Source organism: Pseudoalteromonas byunsanensis (assembly GCF_001854475.1).
GTDB lineage: Bacteria > Pseudomonadota > Gammaproteobacteria > Enterobacterales > Alteromonadaceae > Pseudoalteromonas > Pseudoalteromonas byunsanensis.
Map to the genome: position 1 here is coordinate 115,589 of NZ_MNAN01000026.1, position 12,834 is coordinate 128,422.

The window sequence follows — 12,834 nt, forward strand, 5'->3', positions numbered from 1 at the left end:
TGGAAATTCGAATATATGATTTACCGTATATTCAAAAGGAGGCCAGAATGGACTTATTGACCTTTTATAAAGCGCTTGCTGATAACACTCGATTACAGTGCCTATTGCTAATAGAACAAGAGCAGGAGTTGTGTGTGTGCGAATTAATGGCCGCACTTGAGCTTAGCCAACCAAAAATCTCGCGACACCTGGCGCAACTTAAAAAGGTGGGGATTTTGACCGACCGTAAACACAAGCAATGGGTTTATTATCGCATTGATGAACACCTTGCCGACTGGGTTAAAGGTATCATTACTCAGACATACGAACATAACAAATCATTTTTGCAAATCGCCACAGACAAACTCAACAGCATGGGCTCACGCCCTGAGCGTGTGGCCTCTTGCTGTAACAATTAATAAAGGATCAAGCAATGACTATCAAAGTAGGAATTAATGGTTTTGGCCGCATGGGTCGCCTTACGATGCGTGCGCTATATGCAAGCAAAAACATAGAAATCGTTCACATTAACGACCCTGCGGGGGATGCGCCAACATTGGCTCATTTAATGAATTTTGACTCGGTTCATGGTCGCTGGAACTTCGAGGTAGATGCCGATGAGCAGCATATGCTTATCGATGGTCATAAAATTAGTGTCTCTCACAATAAAGAAATTGCGCAAACTAATTGGTCTGAGTGTGATTTGGTGATTGAAGCGTCAGGAAAAATGAAAACCAAAGCCTTGCTTCAAGCATACCTTGAACAAGGCGTTAAACAAGTTGTTGTAACTGCGCCAGTTAAAGAAGAAGGGGTGCTCAACGTAGTTTATGGCGTCAACCATCACGATTATAATAAAGCAGAGCATAACATTGTTACAGCAGCGTCGTGTACTACGAATTGCTTGGCACCAGTCGTTAAGGTATTACAAGAGAAAATCGGTATCGAACATGGTTCGATGACCACCATCCATGACATTACCAATACACAGACAATACTCGATGCGCCTCATAAAGATTTGCGTCGTGCTCGCGCCTGCGGAATGAGCTTAATTCCTACCACTACGGGCTCGGCAACGGCAATTACCCATATTTTCCCTGAGCTAAAGGGCAAACTTAATGGCCATGCTATTCGTGTACCGCTTGCTAACGCTTCAATTACTGACTGTGTGTTTGAATTAAGCAGACCTACCAGCATTGAAGAAATCAACGGTTGGATGAAAGATGCGGCTGAAGGTGAGCTAAAAGGTATTTTGGGCTTTGAAACCCGCCCGTTAGTGTCGATTGATTATCGCACTGACCCTCGTAGTTGTATCGTCGACGCACCATCAACGATGGTCGTTAATGGCACACAAGTTAAAATGTACTTGTGGTATGACAATGAGTGGGGTTATGCGAATCGCACGGCTGATTTAGTGAGATATGTGGTAGCGGAGCGCTTTGCGTAACAGCTATGTTGCTCAGTAATCTTTCTAGTGAAATTAAACAGTATCTAGTTATAACGGGCAATTATTGGGCGTTTACCCTGACTGATGGGGCACTGCGAATGTTGGTTGTGCTGTATTTCCATCAGTTGGGCTATAGCCCTTTAAGTATTGCCATGTTGTTTTTGTTTTACGAACTGTTTGGTGTGGTGACAAACCTTCTTGGCGGCTGGTTGGGTGCTCGCCTTGGTCTGAACAAAACCATGAACCTTGGCTTGTCACTGCAGATTTTATCGCTGGTAATGCTGGCGGTGAATCCACAATGGCTGAGTGTGGCGTATGTTATGGCTGCTCAAGCGTTATCAGGTATTGCCAAAGACCTCAATAAAATGAGTGCTAAAAGTGCCATTAAGTTATTGGTGCCAGAAAACGCAGACAGTACGCTTTATAAGTGGGTCGCAAGACTTACTGGTTCAAAAAATGCGCTAAAAGGTGTAGGCTTTTTCTTGGGCGGCATGTTACTTGGAGTGTTTGGGTTTCAGGGGGCGCTGTGGGCGATGACTGGGCTTTTGATACTCGCTTGGCTAAGCAGCCTAGTGTTACTCAAACAAGATTTAGGTAAGAAAAAGTTCAAGCCTAAATTTAGTGAACTGTTCTCTAAAAGCCGACAAATAAATATTTTGTCAGCGGCACGCCTGTGTTTATTCGCTTCTAGAGATGTTTGGTTTGTAGTCGCACTACCGGTGTTTTTAACTTCAACCTTAGGGTGGGCGCATACACTGGTCGGTAGTTTTATGGCAGGTTGGATTATCTTTTACGGGATAGTTCAAGCTAATGCACCGAAAATTACTCGTAACCAAACCACACCTGCCAAACAACTGACATTTTGGGCTGGGTTGCTCACTGCAATTCCAGCGATAATTGCTTTAGCGCTTTATCAAAATGCCGCCTCGACTTGGGTCATAGTGATTGGTCTATTGTGTTTTGGTGGCGTATTTGCCATTAATTCATCACTGCATAGCTATCTGATAGTGAAATTTGCTGACAGTGATGGCGTTTCGCTGGATGTGGGTTTCTACTACATGGCCAATGCGATGGGTAGATTGTTTGGTACAGTGCTCTCTGGTGCTATTTATCAAACCCTTGGCCTAGAGGCTTGCCTGTGGCTTTCAAGCATACTGCTTCTGATCACTGTGCTCATCAGCAAACGTTTAGGCGATGCTTAACATAGCGCAATAGTGAATATCTCCAAAAAAGCTGACATTGGTCAGCTTTTTTTGTGTCTAAACGAGTTGACTGCACCGGTGTTGAGATTACACGAGATTACATGTATTGCAGTTTTTGGAGGGAAGCTGTGCGTGCGCTATTTATGCTTAGGGTTAGGCTTTACTGTGTTAATTTACATTAACGATTGATATTAAGGTCTTTATCGCTTTGTTGTAACAAACTTGGTCATGATTGTTTAAATGTCAACTATTGTTAATATTGAAATTGATGTAATTTTCACTTTCTCATTGTTTGCACTTTTCACTCCTACATTTTCCTCAGGTTGCTGGTACTGAGTGTAAATTCGTACGCTCAGATTTAAGGACCGAATTAATGTAAAAGGAGAGGAATTTACAATGAAACAACGTAATAAGTTACATACGATTGCGTGTATATTGGCAGGTGGTCTTGCGACTTCACTTATGTCAATAAATAGTCACGCTGCAATAGATACAAGTGATGAGAAAGTCACTCGCTTAGATTTACAAGGGCAAATTGACAACTTCGCGCCGTTCTCAAAAACGCTTTGGGCGGGTGCCCATAACGCCTATGCTTCATACTCTTGGAACGCGGGCACCTACACCGATGTTAACCAATATTACTCGCCCAAAAGCCTACTCAACCGAGGAATAAGGGTGATGGAATTTGATATTTACCCTGAGGGTACTTTTGACTCAACCCCTATGCTGTGTCACAACTCACTTGAGAATAAAGCGCTGTGCTCAAGCTTTCATGCCAAATTATCAAAGGGTTTGGATGACATTAGAGAGTTTTTACAAGACAACCCTGATGAAGTGATCTTGCTTAAAATCGAAGCATACAAACACAACGACCATAACAATTGGCACAACAAAATCGGTGAACGGTTACAAAATGACATTAGTGACTACCTGCTTTTACCATCTGATTGGGGTTATGCAGACGTAAGCTGTGCTTCACTGCCAGTATCGAAACTCACAAAGCGTGACATCTTAGCCGCAGGGAAGCAGTTAGTTGCGGTGGTACAAACTCCTCGAGACCACAGTGATCTGTGCTCATATCACAGCTCGGGTAACTACTCAAAATTCTGGAATACGGTGTTTATTGGCGTAGATGCGTTTGACTCAAGCGGGAATTTGCAAAGTAATCAGCCATTTTGTCAAAACGGCAATGACGAATGCGTGAGTAACGACCAAACCGCCCATTACAATGCTAACAATATGACCGTCGTTATTGATGATGCCACGCAACTGAATGTTGACGGGCCGTCTTCTAGTAAAACGGGCAGTAATGTGCTTGATGAATGGGGTAAAAAGGGCTCACAAATATTAGAGCTGGCATTAGTCGAAGCGAATAACACCAGCGCTGCCAGTAGTTATGGTGCCAATGAAGTACAAATTGAAGATTATATCTGGTCTTGGAAAGCGAATCGTCCTAATGGCACGGGAGATTGTGCAAGTTTAGAAAGTGATGAGTCTATCGCCGACAAAGCCTGTACCGCCTTCCAATATCACGCATGCGTAGATAAAGACAGAAACTGGAAGCTTTCAACCACCAAAGGCACGTGGCATATGGGTTTTGAGTACTGTAAAAACCTTGGTGGTAGTTACACTTTCGCTATGCCATTTAATGCTTACGAGCAAGTACAACTAGTAAGTGAAATTGGAACTAGTAGCGAAGATCATTGGGTGAATTACTATAACGCCTTTGATGACTTTTGGCTTTCAAACGCAGACGCTTATGTTGATTGGAAGTTTGTTGAAAAAATCGCTGTAGGTACAAGCTCACAAGGTACTGCTTTTGATAATATTGCCTTACTTAAACGTAAGGCACTAGTTGGTGGCTCGTTTAACTTAAGCTCAGTTCAGATCCGCTCAGGTAGCCGTATTGATGGTTTCAAAGTCTGCTATGAAACCAGCCAAAGCGTCAGTCATGTCAGTGTAGGCACATCAGAGCTATGTTTTTCCTATGGCGGTAGCGGTGGTAGTTGGGGCAATACATTAAGCTTTGATGCCAGCAGTGGCGATTATTTAAGAGAAGTGAGAATTTGTAAGGAAGATGCAAGGTATGGATACGATACAGTATACTTTTTGAAGTTTACTTCAAACACTGGCAGCAATATTTCCGGCGGCGCGCCTACTGGTAGTTGTACGACCTATAATTCAACATCATCTGAGCAGATATTCGCCTTTCATGGTAGTGAAGGAAATGAGCTTAACTCAGTTGGCATTTATAAAATTGACAACTCACTGGTAAACGGCGGTCTATACGCAACAGGCTGGCTAGATAGAGATGATCCAAAAAATGGTGATAACGAAATGTTTAATGGTCATAAGTCATCTGGCAACATTTCAGCAAGTTGCGAGTCATCTGATATTGCTGCGATTGTGGCTCGTGTGGTAGGTACAAAACTCGATTCAAGCCTCACTGGTCAGAACTTGGTAAACGACGGTTCAGGGTTTGCTTGTTGGAACTCAAGCAATGGCGGTAGTAGCAGCAATACCACCTGCGAAGACTATGAGGTGAGATACTTCTTTACCAACGCCAGTTGTTTGCCTTAAATCACAGTGTTTAAATCAATAAAAAAAGCGCCCGAGGGCGCTTTTTTGGGCTAGTAATAAATTATCTTAGCGCTTGAATACGTTGCTCAAGGGGTGGGTGTGAAGCAAAGAAATCAGCGATGCTTTTACCTGAGGCAATCCCGAATGCCATCATCGACCCTTCAAGTTGTGATTCTTGGTTGTGTTTTAAACGCTCAAGGGCTGCGCGCATTTTATGCGCTCCAACTAAGTTAGCAGCCCCTTTGTCGGCGGCGAACTCGCGCTGGCGGCTAAAGTAGGCCACCACAATAGAGGCTAAAATGCCAAATAGCATTTGGAAAATCAGGTCAAACACAAAATACGCCCAACCAGTACCTTCTTCATCTTCACCGCGGAAGAAGTTATCAACGATACCCGCAAGTACCTTGGCTAGGAATATCACGAAGGTATTCACCACACCTTGGATTAGCGTCAGCGTAACCATGTCACCATTGGCAACGTGTGACACCTCATGGGCAAGCACCGCTTCGGCTTCATCCTGGCTCATGTTATGTAGTAGCCCAGAGCTGACAGCGACTAAGCTATTATTTTTACTCGGACCTGTCGCAAATGCGTTGATCTCAGGACTATCGTAAATCGCCACTTCTGGCATTTTGATGTTGGCTTGTTGCGCTTGACGTGCAACAGTTTGTAGCAACCAATGTTCTGTTTCGTTACGAGCTTGTGCAATCACCATCGCACCGGTTGATTTTTTGGCAATCCACTTTGACATAAACAAAGAAATGAATGCACCACCAAAACCAAATACCAATGCAATGAGCATGATACCGCCATAACTTCTACTGGAGATCCCCAGTACAGACATCAATACAGATAAAACCACCCCTAACACCAGCATTACAGCAAGGTTAGTTAGTAGAAATAACACAACGCGTTTCATAGTCACCTCAGTGATAAAATATAAATTCTGCAAACGATGCAGCATCGAAATCCTAATATGTAAAATGGGGGAGTTTATGTCACTAATCAATAGTGAGAAGGGTAACAAAGTGTGAAAAAATGCGTTTTTGAGAGCAATAATTTTTGTCAAGAGCCAAACAGTGTGTTTGGCTCTGATTATTTCTTATGATTGCAAAGAAAATACCGATTCTTTTAGCTTTTGCTTAAGTTCTTTATCAGCTAACTCACCTTTGTCAGTATCAAACACATCATAAAAACTCGGTACTGACATACTGCCCTTAACATCCATTGCAAAAAACGGCGCTGAACCATTGGCGCTATTTAATACACTTTGTGCGCCACCGGGACCTGGTGATGTTGCTAACAACACCATTGGCTTATCTTGGTAAACTTTTTGGCTAATTCGCGATGTCCAATCAAAAATGTTTTTGTAAGCCGCAGTATAAGAGCCGTTGTGCTCAGCAAACGAAACGATAATCGCATCAGCTTCGCCTATTTTTTTATAAAATGCCTGTGCCTGTGTAGGAATACCGTTTTCGTTTTCTCTGTCTGAACTATAAATTGGCATTTCAAAATCATTTAGGTCTAACACTTCTACCTGTGCTCCCTCAACCAAAGACGCAGCATACATTGCTAGCTGTTTATTGATAGACTGACGACTACTGCTTGCTGCAAATGCTAAAACTTTCATAACACGCTCCTAATTCACTAAGATGTTTACGAGTCGAAGCATCAAGCACCTTACACACATCAACTCGTTATATTTATTTGTTGCCTAGAAGTATATATTAAGCTTCAATAATCATTAATCACCTAAAAGTAAAAATACTGTTTCCATATGACTAATAATGATTTGTTTGATGGTGTGTTGATATTTACCCAAGTCGTTAAAAGTGGTGGGTTTACTGCTGCTGCGCAGGTGTTGGGGCATTCTAACTCCCATATCAGTAAAGAAATTAATAAGCTGGAAGCGCGACTTGGAGTAAGGTTACTCAATAGAACCACGCGCTCAATAGCTTTAACACCTGAGGGAAAAGTGTATTTCAATCATTGCGAGCAGCTAGTGAATGACGCACACGATGCTTTTACTTTGCTGACTCAAAATGATGAAAACCCTAAAGGGGAGCTGAAAATAAGCTGTCCTTTGGGGATCAGTCAAAGTTATATTCAACCTGTTATCGAGCAGTATCTGAGTCGCTACCCCAACGTAAAACTCAATTTAGATCTTAGCGACAAACGCATTGATTTGGTATCGGACGGCTTTGACCTAGTGGTTCGCGCGGCCCCCATGTTAGAAGAGTCTAGTCTTATTTGTAAACGACTGTTTTCATGCCCAACCTATGTCGTTGCATCTGCGGGGTATATTGAATGCCATGGTAGGCCATATCATCCAAAAGAATTACAAAACCATGACTGTATTTGCTATAGCAATCATAAGGTCCCCGACCGTTGGGAGTTCACTCATAAAGATGGTGAGCAATTTGCGGTTAACGTTCGGCAAAAAATAAAAACCAACAACGGCAATATGCAAGCAAGTATGGCGTTGGCTGGTTTCGGCATTTGTCGTTTGCCCGAGTTTTACATTAAGCAGGCGCTTGAGATGAAACAGCTGGTGACTTTGTTTGAGGAGTTTCCTCAGCCTCAAGTAAATGTGTATGCGATTTATCCGAGCAAAAAACACTTGTCTCCAAAAGTACGCTGCTTTATCGACCTGTTAGATGAACGCGCAACGTATACCACATAGACTATTTAATATTTTTGTACGCAAAGACTATGCTTTTAATCGCTTGCACTAATGAAATACGTTAAAATGGTCTATTACTTTCCTAAAACTCGATAATCATCTGGTGATGGGTATCCTGACATTGAGAACACCATGAAAAAAACCTTTGCGTTAACACATCCAAAACTTAAGCCTGCACGCTTAGTAGATGCTATTAAATACGAAGTAAAAAAATATCTTCGCAGAGAGCGTAATAAGAATTTACCTGCGGATGCAGACTTTTGGGATTTTGATTGTCGATTTGGTGCAACAGAGTCTCAAGCTGATGTGATTAAAGTTGCCCAGATCAACAAACATATCGATCATGCGGTAGAAGGGCAGCTAACGTCATTTTATTTGGAAATATTGGCCAAACCTGGTTATAGAACACCTATGCTGGATCAAGACGAAGAATAATTAGCTTGTTTTTTGATGTATCGGCTTAAGCATTACTGCCGATACATCTGTCTTGTTTAACTAAGAGCTAGTGCGAGTTAGAGCAAGCATTTATAAGTCGCTGATACAAAATGGTAAATGATAGTACAAGCCCGCCGACGGCCCCGATAAGATGCGCTTCAATTGCGACTCTAGAATCTATCAGAGCGCCAACTTCTGGACTTGGACCCTGTATTTGTTCCCAAATCAACTTGACCCAAACACCGATAAACAATAAAGCTCCGGTTTTCATTCCTACTTGTATATCTTTAAGCGCCCCCCAAATAATCACGCCATGAAGTAAGCCACTCAATCCGGTATATATTTTTATATCGGGACAAAACAACCAAATGCCAACACCAGTCCACAGTGCCAAAAACACAATGTGGTATAGATAGGTTGGCATAGAGCGATGTTCCGCGTGCAAAATCCAGATAAAAACAACACCTAGTGCGTTGAGCCCCAAATGAGTCCAGTTGGTATGCATAAACTGGCCGGTGAAGATTCTCCACCATTGCTGCTCAACTAGACTACGGTCAAATGCCAGCCAACTGTTTGCGTCTATCAACATCAACAGAGTGCAAATTGAAATCAATAATAAGGGTGGCAGTATGTATTGCTTTTGTAAGGGTAAATCGATCATGTTGTTTATACTTTATTTTTTGCATATTGTGCCTCTTTACTTTTATCATGCCAACGATGAGAACTGATAAAAGTGAATATTATGAAATATGTTTATCCGCTGATTGGTGTTTTGTTACTCAGTAGCTGTGCCTCTGATGGCAACTCAGTGACAAAAATAGAACAGCGCGAAACCAGAGAGCCGGAAGCAGCAACGGGGCTTCAACTTAAGCATCAGGTTATTGGTGAAAAGTACATGGTTGCTGCTGCGAATCCTTATGCCTCAAAAGCGGGTCAGCAGATGTTGGCCAAAGGTGGTAGTGCCATTGACGCTGCCATTGCCACGCAACTAGTATTAACATTGGTTGAACCGCAGTCATCTGGTATTGGTGGTGGTGGGTTCGTTTTATATTATGATAAAAAAAATAATGAGCTAGTTACATTTGACGGCAGGGAAACCGCGCCCAGTGCCGCTGATCATACCTTGTTTTTAGACCAAAAGGGCCAACCAGTTCCGTGGATAAAAGCAGTTGTTGGCGGTCGTTCCGTCGGCGTTCCTGGTATTTTGCATGCGTTTAAACAAGCCCATGATAAATACGGTACGTTACCTTGGGAGCAATTATTTAAGCCAGCTATCGCACTGGCTGAGGAAGGTTTTGTCGTTTCTCCTCGACTCACCATGTTATTAGAGAAGCGGTATAACCCTGGGCTTGAGCAACTATCGCCAGCAAAAGACTACTTTTATCCAAATGGTGAGCCGCTGAAAACCGGCACCGTTAAGAAAAACCCTGAGCTTGCTGCGCTTTACAAACAGGTTTCAAAACAGGGGATTGTAGCTTTCTATCAAGGAGACAATGCTAAAAAACTAGTCGATGCAGTACAAAATTCAGCGGTTGCCCCTGGTAAACTAGCAGAGTCCGATTTAGCACAATACCAAAGCAAAATGCGCGACCCAATCTGTATCGATTACCATAAACATAAAGTGTGTTCGATGGCACCACCAAGCAGCGGTGGTGTAGCGGTCTTACAAATTCTAAAACTACTTGAAGGTAAACGGCTTAGCCAATATCAGCCTAACGACCCTAATAGCTTGCATTTGTTTACTCAAGCATCTCGTTTGGCCTTTGCCGACAGAAATCACTATGTGGCGGACCCTGATTTTGTCGCGGTACCAACCCAAGCACTTTTACAAAGTGACTATCTTTTGCAGCGCGCAAAGTTAATAACAGAGCTTGATAATCATAATGTAGCGGTGGGGGACCCCACACAGGGTAAATTAGTTTATGCCAAGGACGATGGGTATGAGTTACCATCGACGACTCATGTATCAATCGTTGACCAAAATGGTAACGCGGTGTCGATGACCAGCTCTATAGAGATGGCGTTCGGCTCAACGGTTATGGTAAACGGTTATCTTTTAAATAATCAGCTAACGGATTTTTCACTTAGTCCGAAAAAGGACGGGCATTGGGTTGCAAATCGCGTGGAAGCGAACAAGCGACCGCGTAGCTCCATGTCTCCTGTGATGGTATTTAATCCGGATGGAAGCCTACGTTTAGTGGTTGGCTCTCCTGGTGGCAGTCGCATTATCAACTACGTGGCACAAACCATTATAGGCGTGATTGATTGGCAGTTAACACCACAAGAGGCCGTTAATTTGCCTAACATTACTAATCGCAATAAATATACGACCCTGGAGAAGGGCACAGACCTTGAACAGTATGTAACTTTCTTCGAAGAAAAAGGGCATAAGGTGCAGGTAAGAGACTTGAACTCCGGTTTACATGTCATAGAAGTTAAAAATGGCAAGTTATATGGCGGCGCTGACCCTCGACGAGAAGGCATTGCGTTGAGCGAAATCACACAATAACCATAGGATTGAAGTTTACATTCAGGTATACTGTACGGCCCTGTTTACGCTTCTACTGAAGTGTCACAGGGTCTTTTACATTGGTCTGATGTGCGTGAATTTCATTGAAATTTAATCACTTTAGGCAATAATGAACTCTCAGCCTATATAAATGTGTCAAAACTTGTAAATATGACTAAACAAACCGATCCAAATTATTTATACATTCCTTACTCTGGTCCAAATCTTTTAGAAACGCCTCTATTGAACAAAGGCAGTGCATTTAGCCAACGTGAACGGGAAAGCTTTAACCTTTCAGGTTTGCTCCCGCCACGATATGAGACCATAGAAGAGCAAGTAGAGCGTTGCTACCAACAATATTCAAGCTTTAGTGACAACTTGAACAAGCACATTTATCTGCGCGCTATTCAGGATAACAATGAAACGCTTTATTACCGTTTAGTGCGTGACCATCTCGAAGAGATGATGCCTATTATTTACACGCCAACTGTTGGTGACGCCTGTGAAAAGTTTTCTGATATTTACCGTAGTTCACGCGGTTTATTCATCTCATATGAAGAACGTTATCAAATGGATGACATTTTACGTAATGCTACAAAAGGTAAAGTAAAAGTTATCGTAGTAACAGATGGTGAGCGTATCTTAGGCCTTGGAGATCAGGGCATTGGCGGTATGGGGATCCCAATTGGTAAGTTGTCTTTGTACACAGCATGTGGCGGTATAAGTCCAGCTTACACATTACCAGTGATGCTTGATGTGGGTACCAACAATGAAAAGCTACTTGCAGATCCCATGTATATGGGGGCACGTCATAAGCGTATCGCTCAACAAGAATACGACGAATTTCTAGAGTTATTTATTAATGCGGTCAAACGTCGTTGGCCAAATGTGTTGTTGCAATTTGAAGATTTTGCTCAGCCAAACGCTATGCCACTACTTAAGCGCTACCGTGATGAAATTTGTAGCTTTAATGATGATATTCAAGGGACAGCTTCTGTCACTGTGGGTTCATTGCTGGCAGCTTGCCGAGTTAAAGGCGCGAAGCTTTCCGAGCAAAAAGTAGTATTTGTTGGTGCAGGTTCAGCGGGCTGTGGTATCGCAGAGCAAATAATTAGCCAAATGGTTGCAGAGGGTGTCTCGGATGAACAAGCTCGCTCTCAGGTCTATATGGTCGACCGCTTTGGTTTGTTAACTGAAGGTATGGGCGAGTTACGCGATTTCCAAGCGGCGTTAGTGCAAAGCAAAGATGCATTAAGCGAATGGACTTACAGCGGTGATTATGCGTCATTACTAGATGTTATGCACTGCGCGAAACCTGACATTCTAATTGGTGTATCAGGTCAACCTGGTTTGTTTACAGAACAAGTAATACGTGCGATGCACAATGGCTGTGAACGTCCAATCATCTTTCCATTGAGTAATCCGTCACGTCAGGTTGAAGCGCATCCTAAAGATGTGATTGAATGGACCAATGGTGAAGCGATTGTAGCAACTGGCAGCCCGTTCGACCCAGTACAGCTAAACGGTAAGATGTACCCTATCCCGCAGTGTAACAACAGTTACATCTTCCCTGGTATTGGTCTGGGCGTTATCGCTTCGAAGGCGACACGCATCACTGATGCAATGTTAATGGTTTCTAGTGAAACACTTGCAGAGTCTTCGCCTTGGGCAAACACAGGTAAAGGTAGTCTGCTACCAGCGTTGATTGAAATAGAGGCATTGAGTAAACGTATTGCGTTTGCCGTTGCCAAAAAAGCCATGGAAGAAGGTGTTGCACTTGAAATGCCAGACGATGCAATTTGGGCTGCTATCGAGAAAAACTATTGGTTACCAGAGTATCGGAATTACAAACGCCGTAGTATTTAATTATGGCGTCATAAATTGGAAAGCCAGCGTTTGCTGGCTTTTTTTGTATCTATGGCTTTTATCGCTTGTTTTTTGGCTTTAAAAGCGCTCTTATAAACCCATATACAATATTGTACTAGAGCCCGTTCAGTGATGA

At 42.8% G+C, this 12,834-nt stretch carries 11 protein-coding genes; 8 read left to right on the forward strand and 3 right to left on the reverse strand.

What is annotated here, in order from left to right:
* Positions 1-47: 47 nt before the first annotated feature.
* From BIW53_RS04155 to BIW53_RS04170, 4 genes are all read left to right on the forward strand, one after another.
* Positions 48-398 (forward strand): metalloregulator ArsR/SmtB family transcription factor, encoded by a 351-nt coding sequence (locus BIW53_RS04155; RefSeq protein WP_070990557.1) that lies wholly within the window; start codon positions 48-50, stop codon positions 396-398.
* Between the two features lie 14 nt (positions 399-412).
* Complete coding sequence (locus tag BIW53_RS04160; RefSeq protein WP_070990558.1) at positions 413-1,423, forward strand: ArsJ-associated glyceraldehyde-3-phosphate dehydrogenase; 1,011 nt, start codon at positions 413-415, stop codon at positions 1,421-1,423.
* Positions 1,424-1,428: 5 nt separating this feature from the next.
* Positions 1,429-2,625: an organoarsenical effux MFS transporter ArsJ gene (arsJ, locus tag BIW53_RS04165; protein WP_070990559.1), complete on the forward strand. Its 1,197-nt coding sequence runs from the start codon at positions 1,429-1,431 to the stop codon at positions 2,623-2,625.
* 396 nt (positions 2,626-3,021) lie between these two features.
* A complete protein-coding gene (locus tag BIW53_RS04170; RefSeq protein WP_070990560.1) occupies positions 3,022-5,205 on the forward strand; it encodes a jacalin-like lectin in 2,184 nt (727 codons plus the stop codon).
* Positions 5,206-5,266: 61 nt separating this feature from the next.
* Here the strand turns inward: BIW53_RS04170 and htpX are convergent, their stop codons facing one another.
* Together htpX and BIW53_RS04180 are read right to left on the reverse strand one after the other, a co-directional pair.
* Positions 5,267-6,124 carry a protease HtpX gene (htpX, locus tag BIW53_RS04175; protein ID WP_070990945.1) on the reverse strand — a complete coding sequence of 286 codons (858 nt, stop codon included), beginning with the start codon at positions 6,122-6,124 and terminating at the stop codon, positions 5,267-5,269.
* Positions 6,125-6,307: 183 nt separating this feature from the next.
* Positions 6,308-6,835, reverse strand: coding sequence for an NADPH-dependent FMN reductase (locus tag BIW53_RS04180; RefSeq protein ID WP_070990561.1), 528 nt, complete (start codon positions 6,833-6,835; stop codon positions 6,308-6,310).
* A gap of 147 nt (positions 6,836-6,982) precedes the next feature.
* Here BIW53_RS04180 and BIW53_RS04185 point away from each other — a divergent pair, with 147 nt between their 5' ends.
* Together BIW53_RS04185 and BIW53_RS04190 are read left to right on the forward strand one after the other, a co-directional pair.
* Entirely contained in the window at positions 6,983-7,888 is a 906-nt protein-coding gene (locus BIW53_RS04185) for a LysR family transcriptional regulator (protein ID WP_070990562.1), read from the forward strand.
* 132 nt (positions 7,889-8,020) lie between these two features.
* On the forward strand, positions 8,021-8,323 hold the full coding sequence (locus BIW53_RS04190) for a DUF6172 family protein (protein WP_070990563.1): 303 nt from the start codon (positions 8,021-8,023) through the stop codon (positions 8,321-8,323).
* A gap of 67 nt (positions 8,324-8,390) precedes the next feature.
* Here BIW53_RS04190 and rrtA read toward each other — a convergent pair whose 3' ends face one another.
* A complete protein-coding gene (rrtA, locus tag BIW53_RS04195) occupies positions 8,391-8,984 on the reverse strand; it encodes a rhombosortase (RefSeq protein WP_070990564.1) in 594 nt (197 codons plus the stop codon).
* Between the two features lie 81 nt (positions 8,985-9,065).
* On the opposite strand from rrtA, the gene ggt reads away from it, so the two are divergent.
* Complete coding sequence (gene ggt / locus BIW53_RS04200; protein ID WP_070990565.1) at positions 9,066-10,832, forward strand: gamma-glutamyltransferase; 1,767 nt, start codon at positions 9,066-9,068, stop codon at positions 10,830-10,832.
* Between the two features lie 171 nt (positions 10,833-11,003).
* Entirely contained in the window at positions 11,004-12,698 is a 1,695-nt protein-coding gene (locus tag BIW53_RS04205; RefSeq protein WP_070990946.1) for an NAD-dependent malic enzyme, read from the forward strand.
* Positions 12,699-12,834 lie beyond the last annotated feature (136 nt).